Genomic DNA, 17,946 nt, shown 5'->3' on the forward strand with positions numbered 1-17,946 from the left:
TAGTATATAACCTGAGAAAGAAAATTCCTAGACAATTCTTCACAAGTATCGGTCTTTGGGCTATTATGAGAATATGATTATTAGAATGCCGGAAAATGCAAAAAAGATATTGGACACCATGCACGAGGCGGGATTTGAGGCCTATATCGTCGGTGGTTGTGTGAGAGATGCACTTCTTGGAAGAGAGCCGATGGATTGGGATATCACTACCAATGCACTTCCTCAGGATACCAAGAAGCTTTTCAGAAGAACTATAGATACGGGAATAGAGCACGGAACCGTTACGGTAATGATGGGAAAAGAGGGTTATGAAGTTACCACATATCGTATAGACGGAAAGTACGAAGACAGCAGACATCCAAGCGAAGTTACTTTTACCAAGAATCTCACCGAAGACATGAGAAGGCGAGATTTCACGATAAATGCGATGGCCTACAACGAAGAAGAGGGGCTTATCGACAGATTTGGCGGAGTCGAAGACCTTAATAATAAACTCATAAGATGTGTCGGAAATGCTCACGAACGTTTTTCAGAGGACGCACTCAGAATAATGAGAGCAGTCAGATTCTCCGCTCAGCTTGATTATTCTATAGAAAAAGAGACTAAGGAAGCAATAAAAGAGCTTGCACCGACGCTAAAAAAGATAAGCGCAGAGCGAGTACAGGTTGAGCTTATCAAGCTTCTTGAATCGAATCATCCCGAAAAATTCATGGATCTATATGAACTTGGGATCACCAAGGTTATACTTCCCGAATTCGATGCCTGCATGAAAACAAAGCAGAACAATCCACATCATCTATACGATGTCGGAACACATACAGTTAAAGCGTTGGAACATGTAAGAGCCGATAAAGTGCTTAGACTTTCAATGCTTCTTCATGATATAGGTAAGCCCGAAACGAAAACGACGGACGAAGCCGGAATAGACCATTTTCACGGACATGCGTCTCTCGGAGCCGATATGGCACATGATATCTTCAGAAGACTTAAGTTTGACAGAGATACCATGGACAGAGTCTGCAATCTGATCAAATATCACGACGACAGATTCCCCGCGGAACCAAGGAGCGTCAGAAGAGCCATGAACAGAGTGGGAGTGGAGGATTTTCCGCTTCTTCTCGACGTAAAATATGCCGACACAATGGCACAGAGTTCTTATTATCAAAAAGAGAAGTTGCAAGCACTTAAGGATATAAGAGTTCTTTATGATAAAATAATAAAAGAGAATGATTGCGTGACACTTAAGCAGCTTGCTGTCGGGGGAAAAGAGCTTATTAGTCTCGGAATAGCTCCCGGCAAGCAGATAGGCGATATTTTAAATGCGATGCTTAAGGATGTCATTGATGAACCTGCGCATAACACCAAAGAGTATCTTTTAGAGCCGGAGCGCCTAAAAAATGTATTCATGAAGGAGCATGAGCAAGGAGTAGATCATGAAAAGAAATCATCGGATAATTAAAACGGTCCTGGCAGTAGCAATTTCTTTTGCCATGTTAACCCCTAATGTGCCGGGGGCAGAAGCATATGCTACTACCAATAAGAAGATAAGCATATCGATGATAGGTAAGTATGACAGTGCTGATAAAGCTGCCATAAGGGATATAGATCTTGATGCCAAGAAGATCAGATTCAGAAATCATTCAACGGGAAAGACCTATACACTTGATTATGACAACACCAGCATGATGTATGATGCATGGGAAGCTCCACTTTCTCCGAGTCTTTTGGAGGTCGGAGAGGTTGTCGACGTTAAGTTTCTTAAGAGCACCAAGCACATAACTTCCCTGGTTGTTGCCAAGGATGCGTGGGCTATTAATGATACAAGAGATCATGAGCTTGTAAGAGCGGATAAGACGGCTAAGGTTAAGGGTGAGCTCTATAATATGGATGCTAGGACCCTTGTTATGGCCGAGGGAGAGCCGGCTCTTGCCGAGGATGTCCTTGGTACAGACAAGATCAAGGTATATGGCGTTGACGATGACATTTACAGCGTTGTTGTTACAAGCGGTCACGGCTATGTGAGCCTTTCTTCCGATACGGTTGAGGACAGAAGTCTTGTGGGAGCATGGCTTGAGCTTGATAACGAAGTAATCTACAAGATATCTCCGAATATGATGCTGAGCGCACCGGAGGGTGAGTATAATCTTCAGATACTCGGAAACGGCGCCAACTATCAGTCCAAGGTAAACATAAGCAGAAATAAAGAAACCGTGGTAGATACCAGCGACATTACCATATCCAAACCAAAAGAAGGTCTTGTTACATTCGAGATCACACCAAGCGAAGCGGAAGTGTTTGTCGACGGCGAGAAGCAGCTTACTGATGCTCCGGTTTCTATCCGTTACGGATACCATAATCTGAAGATCATGGCTGACGGATACATCACGCAGAACAGATATCTCAAGGTGGGAACTGCCAAGTCTGTTGTTCAGATAGAGCTTGAAAAAGAGGATTCCGGATCACCGGGCAAATCTTCATCTGCGGCTTCGGATTATAGTTCTATCAACAAGAAAGAAAAGAGTTCTTCATCTTCCGCATCGGTTGCAACAATTCCGAAGAGCTCTGCCGCTGCGAGTGTTGCCACAGTCAGCGCAAATAGTGATAAACCGAAAGCTAAGGACAGGGTTATTGAAGGATATAAGATATACGTTGAAGAGCCTGAAGATACAGAGGTTTATTTCGACGGAAGCTATATCGGAATGACGCCCGCAAGCTTTACCAAGGTTTCGGGAACACATGAAGTTACTCTCAGAAGAGATGGCTATAAGACCAAGAGCTATAGAGTAAACATCGATGATTCGGAGGACAATGCTTTTTATAAGTTCCCGGATCTTAAGAAAGAAGAGAAAGAATCGGATAAAGAAGAGAAGTCCGATAAGCCTTCGGATGCAGCGACCAAGGCTTCTACAGAAAAGCCTGCCGATGCTTCCAAAGATAAGACAACGGATGATTCCGCCAATAAGGCTACAACGGATAAGCCAAGTGACTCGTCTACAACGGCATCATCGGATAAGAAGGATGATTCCGGAACGACAGCTACAACTGCCAAATCCGATTCAGCAGGAAAAGATAAAACGGAGTCCGTCAAAGAAGAGGCTACAGATCCTTCAAATTCAGGCGGAAAGACAAACAACCAGGATGAGGATGGCAAAGATAACAGCGAATCCGACAATCCAAAAGATAAAAAAGACAACAGTGATGCGGCAAACACTGCATCGGGAGAGAAAGATGAGACTTGATAAATATTTAAAAGTAACCAGACTTATAAAAAGGCGTACTGTTGCCAACGAGGCCTGTGATGCAGGAAGAGTACAGATTAACGGTCGTCCGGCCAAGGCATCTACTGATGTTAAGGTAGGAGATAAGATCACAATCGGCTTTGGTAATAAGGATGTGAGCGTTGAGGTTCTGGATGTGCAGGAAACAGTGCACAAAGAGGATGTTACAAATTTGTATCGATACATTTGACAGGCTTTTACCGCTTGTATTAGAATGTAAATATAGGTATAAAGCAACATTATTGATTGGGGTAATTTTAGATGGCAGCAAGAGCACGCTATAAGAGGAGGCGTTTTCAAAACAGAGCAGGAATTGCCTGGGCCAGCATCGTGGTTCTTATTCTCGTGACCGTAGTTTCGGTCAAGAGCGTTGGACTTATGCGCAAGGCCGCCGATCTACAAGCCAAGGAGGAATATCTCAAGGCACAGATCGAGGCAGAACAGCTCAGAAGTGAAGAAATCGCTGATTTTGAGAGATATACGCATACACGTAAATATATAGAGGATACGGCTAAGGACAAATTGGGACTTGTGTATCCCGGTGAGATTATCTTCAGGAATGAAGATAAGTAAGTTATTCTTGTGTAATGCAGCGCAGACATCGGTACGGATTACGTATGTGTCTGCGCTGTTTCTATCATGGGAAAAGGATTATGAACGGGTTTGAAAATAAAGTACTTAACTTCATAAGAAGAGAAGAGCTTTTGAACTCATCCGACAAGGTACTTGTCGGGTTTTCGGGCGGTGCGGACTCAACTGCGCTTATCACGGTTTTATATGAGCTCAGAAAGCTTTTAGGAATAGAGATCGCCGCGCTTCACGTTAATCACGGCATCAGAGAAGATGCCGCAGACGATGTCTCTTTTACCCGAGACTTCTGTAAGGAAAGGGGCATCGAGTACATTCTTGTTGAAGAGAACGTGCCCCGGTATGCCAAAGAAAACAAGCTCACGGAAGAGGAAGCGGGCAGGAAGATAAGATACGAAGCATTTAGCACTTACAAAGAACGTATCGGTGCCACCAAGATTGCGGTCGCCCATCACAGTAACGATGCGGCGGAAACTCTTTTGCATAATCTACTTCGAGGAAGCGGCCTTCACGGCGCGGGCTCGATAAGACCAAAGAGAGACGATATAATAAGACCGCTTCTTGTGGTTTCCAGGCAGGAGATAGAGGATTATCTCAAGGAAAAAGGGCTTTCGTATTGTACGGATTCCACCAATGAAGAGAATATCCATACAAGAAATAAGATAAGAAACGTCCTTATTCCCTATATGGAAAAAGAGATAAATGAAGGATCGGCAGAGAATCTGAGCAAAGCCGCCGAGAGATTCGCCGAGGCGGATGAGTATATAAGAAGCGTCGCCGCTGACTTTTTTGAAAAGGAAGTCACATGTGACAAGGATAAGGCAGAGCTTGATCTAAACAAGCTAAAAGAGTTACCCAAGGTGATCAAAGAGAACGTGATCCTTAAGTGCTTTGAGCAGCTGACTCCAAGCAGGAAGGACATTACCGCAGCGCATGTTGATGCGATCATGTCTCTTATGGATGAAACGAACGGAACAAAAAGAAAAGATTTTCCGTATATGATTACCGCAATAAGGCAGTATAATAAACTTATTATCAGTAAAAAGAATGAGCGGGATTTAGAAAGCTCTTTTGACGAGGAAAAAGAAATCGAGCTTCCCTTAGATGAGCTTGGCAGCGAAAATAAGACATTTGAGGTTCCGGAACTCGGCACCGTGAATGCCGCTATAATAAAGGGAGCGACGAAGGACGCTATTCCGTCAGATACATATACGAAATGGTTTGATTGTGATAGAATACAGACAACCGTTTTTAGACACAGAAGAAAAGATGATTACATCTATATTGATATGGATGGCAAGGATTGCAAAAAGATGCTGTCCAAGTTTATGACGGATGTGAAGATTCCTTTGGATGAGCGGGATAAACTCTATGTTCTGGCGGACGGAGATCATGTTCTTTGGATCCCGGGCTACAGGATGAGCAGCAGAGCTAAGGTAAGTGAAGATACAGAAAGTATTTTGGCTATAAATATTATTTGTGGAGGAAAAAACAGTGGCTGAATCAGTTCGAGTATTATTGACGGAAGAAGAAGTTGATAAGAGGATCAAAGAGCTTGGAGAAGCTATCAGCAGAGATTACGAAGGAGAGACGGTGCATCTTGTATGCGTGCTTAAAGGCGGCGTATTTTTCATGTGCGAGCTTGCTAAGCGCATCACGATTCCCGTAACCATGGACTTTATGTCTGCATCAAGCTACGGAAGCGCAACAAAATCAAGCGGAGTTGTAAAGATAGTAAAGGACCTTGATGAGCCTCTTAAGGACAGACACGTGCTCATCGTTGAGGATATCGTTGATTCGGGAAGAACACTGTCATATCTTATAAAAATGCTCGGAGACAGAGGCCCTGCAAGCATCAAGCTTTGCACGCTTCTTGATAAGCCTGAGAGAAGAGTTACGGATGTAAAAGTTGATTATACGGGATTTGAGATTCCCGATGAATTTGTTGTAGGATACGGCCTTGATTACGATCAGAGATATCGTAACCTTCCATATATCGGTGTCGTTGAGTTCAACTGATGAACAACGTACCAAAAAGTTATCCAAGGGGGATTAAATAATTTGAATCGAAACAGAAGCTATAATCCTATTTTTATTTTTGTGGTCATTTTACTGGTGGCCGTGGTATTCCTGGAGTATGGAAGGTCATTTTTATCAAAAGAAGACGGCGCATATTCAAGAAATGAGTTTGTACAGGATGTTGAAGCGGGAAAGGTCGAATATGTTGAGATATTACCCAACGCAGAGACGCCCACAGGTTCTGTAAGAGTAAGCTTTAACAACGGAAGTAATGACAAATCATTTTATACTACCGATGTAACCGAAGTTGAGAATATCGTTATGGGGAAGGATATCCGTGTTGAGGTAAAAGATATTCCTTCAGAGAACATTCTTATAAACGGAATAGTTCCCGTTATAGTCGGACTTATCGTCATGGTATTTGTATTTTCCATGATCAGCAATATGCAGGCCGGAAATGCGGGCAACAGCCGAATGATGAACTTCGGAAAGAGCAGAGCAAAGCTTTCCGTAGCGGAAGAAAATAAAACGAGACTTTCGGACGTAGCCGGACTTAACGAAGAAAAAGAACAGCTTCATGAGATCATTCAGTTTTTGAAAGCACCCGAGAAATTCACCAAGGTTGGAGCGAGAATTCCCAAGGGCGTACTTTTGGAAGGTGCACCGGGAACAGGTAAGACGCTCCTTGCAAGAGCGGTTGCCGGTGAAGCCGGAGTTCCGTTCTTTAGTATTTCAGGTTCGGACTTTGTAGAGATGTTTGTCGGAGTCGGTGCATCAAGAGTAAGAGATCTTTTTGGCGAAGCCAAGAAGAATGCACCTTGTATCATTTTCATAGATGAGATCGACGCGGTTGCAAGACGCCGCGGTACAGGTATGGGCGGTGGCCACGATGAGAGAGAGCAGACACTTAACCAGATGCTGGTTGAGATGGACGGCTTTGGTGTCAACGAGGGCATCATCGTAATGGCTGCTACAAACAGAGTTGATATCCTTGATCCGGCTATCTTAAGACCGGGAAGATTTGATAGAAAGATCACTGTTACAAGACCCGACGTCGGAGAAAGAGAGGCTATCCTTAAGGTTCATTCCAAGAATAAGCCTCTCGGAAGTGACGTCGATCTCAAGGGACTTGCAAGAACAACCGCAGGCTTTACCGGAGCGGATCTTGAGAACCTTCTTAACGAAGCAGCGATCAACGCTGCAGTAGACAGCAGAGCATATATCGATCAGGCAGATGTAAACAGAGCATTTACTCAGGTTGGTATCGGAACCGAGAAACGAAGCAGGATAATCACCGACAAGGATAAGAAGATAACAGCTTATCATGAGGCCGGACATGCTATCCTCTTCCATGTCCTTCCCGATGTCGGACCTGTTCATACAATTTCTGTTATTCCTACAGGCGTAGGGGCAGCAGGATATACAATGCCTCTTTCCGAGAACGATGACATGCACATAACAAAGAGCAGAATGCTTCAGGATATAATGGTTGCGCTCGGCGGAAGAATCGCTGAGGAGATCATCTTCGGCGACATTACAACAGGTGCCGTGAGCGATATCGGCAAAGCTACAAGCGAAGCAAGAAGCATGGTTACCAAGTACGGTATGTCAAGCAAGATCGGACTTATCAATTACGATGAGAACGAGGAAGATGTATTTATCGGCTATGACATCTCACACAACAAGAAGCACAGTGAGCTTATGTCAGGTGAGATAGACAAAGAAGTAAAGACTATAATAGACAAGTGTTATTCCAGAGCAAAAGAGATCATACTTAATTATGAGGATATCCTTCATTCAAGCGCAGAGCTGCTTATAGAGAAGGAGAAGATCGGACGCGAAGAGTTCGAAGCTCTTTTTGAAGGACATGATTCTCAGTGCGAAGTAAATATAGAAATTTAATTGTGCAACATGCACAAAAAACCATAGCTGCTTTTGACAAATTTGTGAAGTATTAGTCTTTACGCGGGGTTGGGTGGATGTTAGTATAATATGCGTAACCCCCCAATACATTATATAGTTTTTTGCTATACCCCATAAGAAAGAAATACCTTCTCTAAAAAAGACAGCTTCCCCGCTGTCTTTTTTGCATTTATGGGATTTTTCATAGATGCTCAATATTCCATTTCAAGGAAAAACATATGAACACAAAACTATTGTTCCACGACATGACCTTGGATTATTTAAGGCCTGCCGAACCGGATAAAAACAGAACAACGGATATCAGATTTCGCTGCGCTGCGGGAGATGCTGAAGAGATAACTCTTGTGCTTCGCAAAGAGAGATACAAGATGAAGCTTTCCGAGACTGCGGATGATTTTGATTACTATGATGTTTCCATTAGTGCGGGAACAGAACCGATAGATTATTATTTTGAGATCAGAGGAAAAGACGGAAGCTTTTATCGCTATGATAAAAGAGGTGTTGTAAATGATATCATGGACAGCATGCTCTTTAGAGTATATCCGGGCTTTATGACTCCCAAGTGGGCCAAGGGCGCCGTTATGTACCAGATTTTTGTTGAGAGATTCAACAACGGCGATAAGAGTAACGATGTTCTTACCAATGAATATTCTTATAACGGCAAGAACGTCGTACATGAAGATAAGTGGGAGGCATATCCCGACGCGGAGCATGATTATGCCAAGTTCTACGGAGGTGACCTTCAGGGCGTTATAGATAAGCTTGATTATCTTAAGGACCTCGGAATAGAGGCGATTTATTTTAACCCTCTTTTTGTATCTCCTTCCAGTCATAAATATGATATTCAGGACTACGATCATATCGATCCTCACTTTGGAGTGATCGTTGAAGATGGCGGAGAAGTCCTTGATAAGCATGACATGGATAATACTCATGCGACCAAATATATAAGCAGAGTAACAAGTAAGAAGAATTTAGAAGCAAGTGATGAGCTTTTTGCAAAGCTTGTAAAAGAGGCGCATGCAAGGAAGATCAAGGTAATCCTTGACGGAGTGTTCAATCACTGCGGTTCGTTTAATAAGTGGCTCGACAGAGAGCGCATATATGAGAATAAAAAAGGTTATGAAAAGGGCGCATATATCGATGAGAGCAGCCCGCATCATGATTACTTTTCATTTAACGGCGGAAGCTGGCCCAACAACGGCGATTATGACGGATGGTGGGGCTACGATACGCTTCCTAAGCTTAATTACGAGGGATCAAGAGAGCTTGAAGACTATATTCTCAGTATAGGAAGAAAATGGGTGTCCGCACCGTACAATGCAGACGGTTGGAGACTTGACGTGGCAGCTGATCTTGGACATTCACCCGAATACAATCATCATTTCTGGAAGAGATTCAGAGAAGAGGTCAAAAAAGCCAATCCTAACGCCATCATCATAGCTGAACAATACGGTCCTTCAAGAGATTGGATGATGGGCGATGAGTGGGATACCGTAATGAATTACGATGCATTCATGGAGCCCGTGACCTGGTTTCTTACCGGAATGGATAAGCATAGTGACAAGTTTATGCCGATAAGAGTAGGCAACGCCAGAGAGTTTTTTGACACCATGTTATATGCGGGCGGCGAGAATTTCAGCATGCCTTCCTTATATACCGCGATGAATCAGCTCTCCAACCACGACCATTCAAGATTCCTTACAAGGACAAGTCAGAAGGTCGGAAGGAGCAATACGCTCATGGCTTCATCTGCTGATACAGGTATCAGTAAGCCTGTTATGAGAGAGGCAGTCATGATACAGATGACATGGCCGGGTTCACCGACTTTATACTACGGCGATGAGGCAGGACTTTGTGGATTTACGGATCCGGATAACAGAAGAACATATCCTTGGGGAAAAGAGGATATGGAAATGCTTGAATTCCACAAGCAGATGATAAAAATTCACAAGAGCTGTTCGGAACTTAAGCTTGGATCTATAAAAGAGCTTTATGCCGATACCAACTTCATTGCATACGGACGATTCAACAGAGCGGCTGTATCTATCGTGATCATTAACAACAACGATTTTGAAGTGACTAAAGAGATAGATATTACTCCTACGGGAATGCCCGCTGATGCAGCGCTTTCCAACATGATCCGGACGGACAGTTTGGGCTTCATTGTCGGCTCGGGTCAGGAAAGGGCTAAAGACGGCATTCTTACGGTGACATTGTCCAGGAAGTCAGGAACAGTGCTTAGGTACGATAGCACATCGCCTGTAACATCAGAAGAATTCTGGGCTGACAACTTCATCGATTTTGACTGATTGTGAAAGGTTTAACTTTATTTTTGGCGACGGTCAGTATATAATAGTCTTAGTCGTTTATTCGGGCACAGGAACGTAAAATAAGTGTGTCCACAAAAAATAAATAAATTTAATAAGGAGAAAAACTATGTTAGTATCCGCAAAAGACATGCTTGTAAAAGCAAAAGAAGGTCACTACGCAGTAGGACAGTTCAACATCAACAACCTTGAGTGGACAAAGTCAGTTCTTTTAACAGCTCAGGAGCTTAATTCACCCGTTATCCTCGGTGTATCTGAGGGTGCAGGTAAGTATATGACAGGCTTCAGCACAGTAGCTGCTATGGTTAGAGAGATGGACAAGAACCTTGGAATCACTGTTCCCGTAGCTCTTCACTTAGACCACGGTACATATGACGGATGTTACAAGTGCATCCAGGCAGGATTCACATCAATCATGTTTGATGGTTCACACTATGACATCGACGAGAACGTTGCCAAGACATCAGAGCTCGTTAACGTTTCTCATCAGCTTGGTCTTTCAATCGAGGCTGAGGTTGGTTCAATCGGCGGCGAGGAAGACGGCGTAGTAGGAATGGGTGAGTGTGCTGATCCCGAGGAGTGCAAGAGAATTGCTGATCTCGGCGTAGATATGCTCGCTGCAGGTATCGGTAACATCCATGGTAAGTATCCTGAGGGATGGCCGGGACTTAGATTCGACGTTCTTGATGCTATTCAGCAGAAGACAGGTGTTATGCCTCTCGTTCTTCACGGCGGTACAGGTATCCCTGCAGACATGATCAAGAAGGCAATCACACTTGGTGTTTCCAAGATCAACGTTAATACAGAGTGCCAGCTTTCATTCGCTGATGCAACACGTAAGTATGTTGAAGCAGGTAAGGATCTTGAAGGTAAGGGATTTGACCCTCGTAAGCTTCTTGCTCCCGGTGCTGAGGCTATCAAGGCTACAGTTAAGGAGAAGATGGAACTCTTCGGATCAGTTGGAAAGGCTTGATCTTACTAAGAATTATTACAGCAGGCGAAGCCCACAGCTTCGCCTGTTTTTCCATTTAAGGGGGAAAAGTACGTGAACAACGAATTGACCAGAAAAGATATAGAGGACATGGAAAGAGAGATCGAGCACCGCAAGGTTGTTGTCAGAAAAGAGCTCCTTGAACATGTCAAAGAAGCCAGAGCACAGGGCGATCTTTCCGAAAATTTTGAATACTACGCTGCAAAGAAGGCAAAAAATCAGAATGAGAGCAGAATAAGATTCCTTGAAAGGATGATAAAAACTGCCAAAGTTATAGACGACAACAGCAAGGAAGACCAGGTCGGAATGAATAAATCCGTTACCGTGGTACTTGATGAAGATAAATCGGAAGAGAAATATAAAATAGTGACAACAATGAGACAAAATTCATTAAAAGGTCTCATAAGTATAGAGTCTCCATTGGGTAAACAATTACTTGGACATAGGGTAGGAGACCATGTTACTATTAAAGTAAGCGATGATTTTAGTTACGGTGTAACGATAAAAAATATCGAAAATACTGGACTGACAGACGACGATAAGATAAGGGATTTTTAAGCAGTATTTCCGGATAGGAGGTATCTATGCACGTATTCCAACCGGTTAACCCGGAAGACATCGAAAACGGCCCGTATCGATTTGTTGGTGAGAAGATAATAATAACCTCACTTAAGGACGGGAAGGTCAATGCAGTATCCGCTGAATGGGGCGGTGTAGGCTATGTTTGGAACAAAAGAGTCACCTTTATATTTGTCAGAAAGAGCAGGTATACAAGAGAATGTCTCGATGAATCCGGAGAGTATTCTATAAGCTTTATGGATCAGGAGGCATACAGGGGAGCGCTCAAATACCTTGGTATGGTATCGGGCAGGGATGAGGATAAGCTTGCGGGGGCAAGACTTAACGTCAATTATGACGACGGAATTCCATTTATCGATGAAGCAAAAGAAGTCATAACCTGTAAGGTTATCTACAAGCAGGGATTTGAAAAAGATTGTTTTGTTGATAAAGAAATAATAGAAAAGCTGTATAAAGACGAAGATTATCATATTCTTTATACAGGAGAAGTAAATAAGATATTGTTGAGATAATACTTTGAGCTTATCTTATGAGGGAAGTATGAGGCGCAGTAAGTTATCCTATATCTTAGTATGTATCTTGACGTTATTGCTTGTTTTTTCGGGGGGACTATGCGGCTGCGGCGAAGCAGACATAAACCAAGATGGTTCCGGTTCCGACGAGATGAGCAAAACAATTTCGTCAACGGGCAAGGAAGACAGTGCCGAGAACGGGCAGGTTGGAAGTACGCTTACGGATAAATCCGGAGGCGTTATTCGGATTGCGTGTTGGCAGAAAGAACCTTACCTGATCAATCTTAAGGCGTATCTCGCCGAAACATTTCCGGAGTATACCATCCAATTTGAATATATCCAGAGGGATAATTATGAGTCTGTGATCGATTCACAGCTCTCATACAACGGCGCAGCGGATATTATCTTTGTTACGCAGAAAATGACAAGCAAATATGCCAGAGCCGGATATCTTGTACCGGTTACTGAAGCATGCTACCCGTTTACCGGGGAAGCCAGATATGGATTTGCTTATAGGGACAATGTTTATGCCGTACCGAGCGTAAGTATTTATGAGTGCTTTTATTACAACAAAGATCTGTATGAAGAATACGGACTGAGTATGCCAACGTCATACGACAGTTTTCTGAGTATATGCGATGACATCAATAGATCCAAACCCGGAAGGGCTATCACCTCAGGACTTAAAGACGGAGAACGTCTTTCGAATTGTGCACTGGCTCTTTTGGCAGATGGATATTTCAATACGCCTAAAGGACAGTCCTTCGGATTGAGGCTCAGGAACGGCAATGCATCTTTTTACGAAGAATTGTATCCGTATCTTTTAGAGTGGGAAAAGATGATCGATCACAATGCGTTATCTTCCGACTTATATCTGTTTGATATGGACGCGGCGATCCATGAGTTTGCGGAAGGAAAAAGTGTTTTTCTTGTTGCAGGACCTGAAGATTACAACTACATCAAGTCACTTTGCCCGAATATGAATATCGGAACTATGCCATACGGAAGTACGAGCGGAAATATACCCGTTATCGTAGGAGGCTGTGATACGGGAATAGCTGTCAATAAATACGGTGAACATACAGAGGAAGCACTGAATATAGTAAAGGCCCTTGCAAGCTACGATGGCCAGAAGGCGCTCTGGAGAGACAGTCCGGGAAGCAAGACGTATCTGACGGATGTGGATTTCGGAATGCCTAAAGAGTTTGATGAGATAAAAGACGTATTGGATAATTTTATGTTTTTCCCATATAACGACTGGGGAGACAACAGCAGAGAAGTGAAAGTTGCGTTTGGAGAGGAGCTTCAACATGTTCTTCTGAAAAAAGAAAATTTGGAAGAAGCAATGAAAAAACTCGACGTAAAAGTACAAGCCATAGCAAGCGGAAGAGAATAGACGGGATACTTATATGGAAAAAGAGACGAACAAAAGCAGGCTTCACAGTATAAAATCGCAGATGAGGATCATATTTGCGACCCTCATTGTCATCCCTATTGCCATTTTGGGAATATATGCATATATAGTTTCCAGCAATAATCTAAAAGCCCAGACGCAGGCAGCTATGCAGGGCAGTATCGATGTTATTTCCTACGGAATAGAAAACAATGCCAAAAGAGAAACAGACGTGATCAAGTTCTTTTCATATGAAGAGGGCTTTAGAAGAGCACTTGATTATGCGGATGTGGATCCATATACGCTTACGGAACAGCTAAAGGGTAATATCGAACCGCTGATCTGGTACTACAGAAGCAGTGATGAGAGTATTGATGAGATCACGATCTATTCCGAAAAGATCCCGAGGGATTCGATCGGTGATTTTTTGAAAAGACCTACAACAAGCAATGAACAGGACTGGTATTCGCGCTGCAAGAATCAAAAGGGCGCGCAGTGGGTCACGGACCGAAACGGAAACGTCTATATCATCAACTCTCTTCTTGATGCTGAGACAACCTCCAATGTTATCGGAATGGTAGTTCTTAAGATAAATAAAGATCATTTCTTCTCCGTTGCTACGCAGAGCGCGTATCTTGACAACGGTATTCTTATCGTCGGAGACAACAAGGAGATCATTTCTCATAAAAAGCTCAAAGATGATGCGCTTGATAAGAAAGTTACACAGGATATCTTCAAAGGGAAAAATGACAAGGGCAAGGACTTTATCGAAAGTCACAACTATTTCCTTATGAAGGACGAAAGTCTGAATGATATATGGAAGCTTTACTATTACGTAGACAGAAACGAGCTTGTAGCGGACGTTTTTGTCCTCTTGGAGAGCGACTTTATCATTGCGATAGTTCTTTTTATCTTAGGTTATCTTGCAGCTTCCGTATTCTCTAACTGGCTGTGTTCAAGGATCGAAAACCTGAACGTTATTGCCGAGGATATCAAGCGCGGAGATTTTGAGATTGGAATTGAGGACAAAGGTAAGGATGAGATCCATCAGCTCTATGACTCCATGAGTGACATGGCGATGCAGCTAAAGCATATGATGAGCGAGATCAACACGCGTAATGAACGGGATCTTTTGAAAAAAGAGAACGATATCCACTACAGAGAGTGGCTGTTTGATTACGTCGTTGAGAAGAACAACGATATTCTTGCTATTATCACAGAAAAGACATTCTCAGCAGAGTTTATCACCGCGAATGCGGAGGCAATACTCGGCGTTCCGTTAAAAGAGCTTAAGGAAGACATCCGAGTACTTACAAAGGCCCAGTGCGAGGGTGAAGAAGAAAGACTCGGAGCCATTCTTGAGAGATGCTTTAAGACGACTAGAGCAGAGCTTATTGATGAGATAAGATTTGAAAATCTAAATACCGGCGAGCTTCTGTATTACAGAGGAGCCGTGGTATGTACAATAGACGACAAGGGAAGAAGGCTTGCCGTTGCGCTCTATGACAGAACGCAGGAGATCAAGCGTAACCATCAGCTTCAGGAAGCACTCAGTACGGCGGAGACAGCCAACAAGGCAAAGACAAGCTTCCTTGCAAACATGTCGCATGACTTCAGAACACCTATGAATGCGATCATAGGATTTAACCTTCTTATAGACAAGCATTCGGATGAGCCAGACAAAGTACGTGAATATGCGCATAAGATCACACTTGCGTCTCAGAATCTTTTGACGCTTCTTAACGACGTTCTTGATATGAGTAAGATTGAGAGCGGAAGGACAACACTATATAATAAAGAGATGGCACTTGGTCTGCTTTTAGAGGAGATCAATTCTGTCATCATGTTCCAGGCCAAGGCTAAAAACCTTGATTATATCGTGAAAGTAACGGATATGGAGCATGACATTTTCATAGGCGATAAGCAGAAGATAAACGAAATCCTTATGAATGTGCTCGGAAATGCTGTAAAATATACACCTGAGGGCGGAAGAATAGAGTTTACGATCAATGAATCGCCGTCTACTTCGGAAGGCTTCCAGAATGTCAGATTCACGGTAAAGGATACCGGAATCGGAATGAAGCCCGAATACAAAGATAAGATATTTGAAGCGTTCACAAGAGAAGATAATGATACGATAAGAGGAATCCAGGGAACGGGACTCGGACTTGCCATCACCAAGAATCTTGTTGAGCTGATGGGCGGAACGATCAGGGTTGAGAGTGAGGAAGGAAAGGGAAGTACCTTCATAATCAACTTAAGACTCCAGGTTGTTGACGCCGTTGACGTTGATTTCTGGAAAAGACACGGCATAGAGCGTGTAATGTTTATCGACGCCAACCACAACGAATGTGAGCAGCTTTCGAGTATCCTCAATAACGACGGAATCGACGTTATCGAGTCGCCGACAGGTTTTGGCGCGATCCATCTTTTGGATGTTTATCAGGCGGATAACAAGCCTGTGGATATGATAATCGTAGATCAGAAGGTTCAGATAATGACTGCGCCCGAGATCGTTAGAAATATCAGGATGAAGGATAAGAGAAATAATAACATCCTTATCATAGTCATGGCTGATGATTACAGCGCAATAGAAGACGAAGCAAGAGCAGCAGGTGCAAATGAACTTGTTCAAAAGCCTCTCTTCATATCGAGTCTCAAGCAGACCATCGACGATCTTGCCAAGAGATCCAAGGAAAGTGCAAAAGAAGAGACCAAAAAACCTCTTGCCGGAATTAAGATCCTTGCGGCGGAGGATAATGATATCAACGCAGATATTCTTACAGAGCTTATGAACATGGAAGGCGCAAGCGTTACAAGGGCAGAAAACGGAAAAGAAGCTGTCAGAATGTTTAAGGAGTCTAAAGAAGGCGACTACGATCTGATACTTATGGATATCCAGATGCCTGTCATGAACGGATACGAGGCAGCTGTCGCCATAAGAAATATAGGAACCGACTACGCAAAGAATCTGCCTATTATAGCCATGACTGCCAACGCCTACGCCGATGATGTGCAGAAGTCCCTTGATGCGGGCATGAATGCACATATTGCCAAACCTATAGATATAAATATAGTTGAAAAGACAATACTTGAATTCCATAACAATAACACAACCAAGGAGGACACAAATGATAGGAATTAAGAAGGTTACAGAGGATATTTTTTGGATAGGCGGAAGCGACAGGAGGCTGGAGCGATTTGAGAATATTTTTCCTATTCCCGAGGGAGTATCTTACAACAGTTATTATGTGGCGGATGAAAAGAATGTGGTGTTTGATACAGCGGATGTTACCGTTGCGGATCAGTATATTGAGAACCTGCAGGAAGCACTTTCGGGTAAAAAGCTTGATTATCTTGTGGTTCTTCATATGGAACCCGACCACTGCGCACTTATAAGCAGAGTTGCAAGTCTTTATCCCGATGTAACGGTTGTCGGATCGGCCAAGACTTTTGAGTTTATGGGCCAGTTTTTCCCGGAATCCGCAGAGTATAAAAAGCTCGAGGTAAAAGAAGGAGATACCTTATCTACAGGTAAGCATACATTTAGTTTTGTTGCGGCTCCCATGGTTCACTGGCCTGAAGTTTTGATGGCGTATGACGATGTGTCAAAGGCTCTTTTTTCCGCAGATGCATTCGGAACCTTCGGAGCTCTTGACGGTGGAATATTTGCCGACGAATATGATTATGACAGCGATTTTCTTGATTCTTCCAGAAGATATTATTCCAATATCGTAGGAAAGTACGGAATGCAGGTGCAGGCAGTTCTTAAGAAAGCAGCAGGACTTGATATTCAAATGTTCCTTTCGTTGCACGGCCCCGTTTGGAGAAAAGATCTTTCATATCTTCTTGAAAAATATCAGAAGTGGAGCACCTGGACACCTGAGACTGATGATATCCTCGTAGTATACGGAAGCTTATACGGACATACAGCAAGTGCGGCAGAAGCAGTTGCTTCCAAGATAAGAGAAAAAACAGGAAAGACCGTAAGAGTGTATGATGCTTCCGGCACAGATGTTTCTTATCTTATCGGAGAAGTATGGAAGTGCGCCAAAGTAGTTATTATGTGCCCTACATACAACGGCGGAATTTATCCCCCGGTAGAAGCATTTATAAACGACATGATCGCACTCGGAGTTCAGAATCGTACCTTTGCTCTTGCTCAGAACGGAACGTGGGCACCTGTTACAGCCAAGCTTATGTCGGATAAACTCGCTCTTCTTAAGAACGTAAATATTCTTGAAAAAACACTTACCATAAAGAGCGCTCTTCATGCCAAAGACATGGCTGAGGTTGAAGCATTTGCCGAGGCTGTTGCAAATTGAGTTCATAA

The 17,946-nt window shown here is 43.2% G+C and carries 14 protein-coding genes; all 14 read left to right on the top strand.

Features of this window, described 5'->3' with window-relative positions; all coding sequences use genetic code 11:
- Window positions 1-73 precede the first annotated feature (73 nt).
- The 14 genes from D6856_RS05505 to D6856_RS05570 all read left to right on the top strand — a co-directional run bounded on the left by D6856_RS05505 (window position 74) and on the right by D6856_RS05570 (window position 17,938).
- Complete coding sequence (locus D6856_RS05505; protein ID WP_120686097.1) at window positions 74-1,459, top strand: CCA tRNA nucleotidyltransferase; 1,386 nt, start codon at window positions 74-76, stop codon at window positions 1,457-1,459.
- Complete coding sequence (locus tag D6856_RS05510; RefSeq protein ID WP_120686098.1) at window positions 1,434-3,239, top strand: PEGA domain-containing protein; 1,806 nt, start codon at window positions 1,434-1,436, stop codon at window positions 3,237-3,239. The genes D6856_RS05505 and D6856_RS05510 overlap by 26 nt, the downstream gene beginning before the upstream one ends.
- A complete protein-coding gene (locus tag D6856_RS05515; protein WP_092245249.1) occupies window positions 3,229-3,468 on the top strand; it encodes an RNA-binding S4 domain-containing protein in 240 nt (79 codons plus the stop codon). The genes D6856_RS05510 and D6856_RS05515 overlap by 11 nt, the downstream gene beginning before the upstream one ends.
- Before the next feature lie 71 nt (window positions 3,469-3,539).
- A complete protein-coding gene (locus tag D6856_RS05520) occupies window positions 3,540-3,851 on the top strand; it encodes a septum formation initiator family protein (RefSeq protein WP_092245253.1) in 312 nt (103 codons plus the stop codon).
- 80 nt (window positions 3,852-3,931) lie between these two features.
- On the top strand, window positions 3,932-5,368 hold the full coding sequence (tilS, locus tag D6856_RS05525; RefSeq protein ID WP_158588841.1) for a tRNA lysidine(34) synthetase TilS: 1,437 nt from the start codon (window positions 3,932-3,934) through the stop codon (window positions 5,366-5,368).
- A complete protein-coding gene (gene hpt / locus D6856_RS05530) occupies window positions 5,361-5,885 on the top strand; it encodes a hypoxanthine phosphoribosyltransferase (RefSeq protein WP_092245259.1) in 525 nt (174 codons plus the stop codon). The genes tilS and hpt overlap by 8 nt, the downstream gene beginning before the upstream one ends.
- Before the next feature lie 42 nt (window positions 5,886-5,927).
- Entirely contained in the window at window positions 5,928-7,787 is a 1,860-nt protein-coding gene (gene ftsH / locus D6856_RS05535; protein WP_120686100.1) for an ATP-dependent zinc metalloprotease FtsH, read from the top strand.
- Between the two features lie 239 nt (window positions 7,788-8,026).
- Window positions 8,027-10,120 (top strand): glycoside hydrolase family 13 protein, encoded by a 2,094-nt coding sequence (locus D6856_RS05540; protein ID WP_120686101.1) that lies wholly within the window; start codon window positions 8,027-8,029, stop codon window positions 10,118-10,120.
- A gap of 127 nt (window positions 10,121-10,247) precedes the next feature.
- Window positions 10,248-11,111, top strand: coding sequence for a class II fructose-1,6-bisphosphate aldolase (gene fba / locus D6856_RS05545; RefSeq protein WP_120686102.1), 864 nt, complete (start codon window positions 10,248-10,250; stop codon window positions 11,109-11,111).
- Between the two features lie 72 nt (window positions 11,112-11,183).
- Window positions 11,184-11,687 carry a GreA/GreB family elongation factor gene (locus D6856_RS05550; protein ID WP_120686103.1) on the top strand — a complete coding sequence of 168 codons (504 nt, stop codon included), beginning with the start codon at window positions 11,184-11,186 and terminating at the stop codon, window positions 11,685-11,687.
- Window positions 11,688-11,713: 26 nt separating this feature from the next.
- Window positions 11,714-12,220 carry a flavin reductase gene (locus D6856_RS05555; protein ID WP_120686104.1) on the top strand — a complete coding sequence of 169 codons (507 nt, stop codon included), beginning with the start codon at window positions 11,714-11,716 and terminating at the stop codon, window positions 12,218-12,220.
- 28 nt (window positions 12,221-12,248) lie between these two features.
- Window positions 12,249-13,616: an ABC transporter substrate-binding protein gene (locus D6856_RS05560; RefSeq protein WP_120686105.1), complete on the top strand. Its 1,368-nt coding sequence runs from the start codon at window positions 12,249-12,251 to the stop codon at window positions 13,614-13,616.
- A 13-nt stretch (window positions 13,617-13,629) separates the two neighbouring features.
- The gene (locus tag D6856_RS05565; RefSeq protein ID WP_120686106.1) at window positions 13,630-16,758 is read left to right on the top strand and encodes a hybrid sensor histidine kinase/response regulator; all 3,129 of its coding nucleotides are present in this window, start codon (window positions 13,630-13,632) and stop codon (window positions 16,756-16,758) included.
- Complete coding sequence (locus tag D6856_RS05570) at window positions 16,745-17,938, top strand: FprA family A-type flavoprotein (protein ID WP_120686107.1); 1,194 nt, start codon at window positions 16,745-16,747, stop codon at window positions 17,936-17,938. Before D6856_RS05565 ends, D6856_RS05570 begins: the two co-directional genes overlap by 14 nt.
- Window positions 17,939-17,946 lie beyond the last annotated feature (8 nt).

Origin of the sequence: Butyrivibrio sp. XB500-5 (assembly GCF_003625505.1) — a bacterium.
Classification (GTDB): domain Bacteria; phylum Bacillota; class Clostridia; order Lachnospirales; family Lachnospiraceae; genus Butyrivibrio.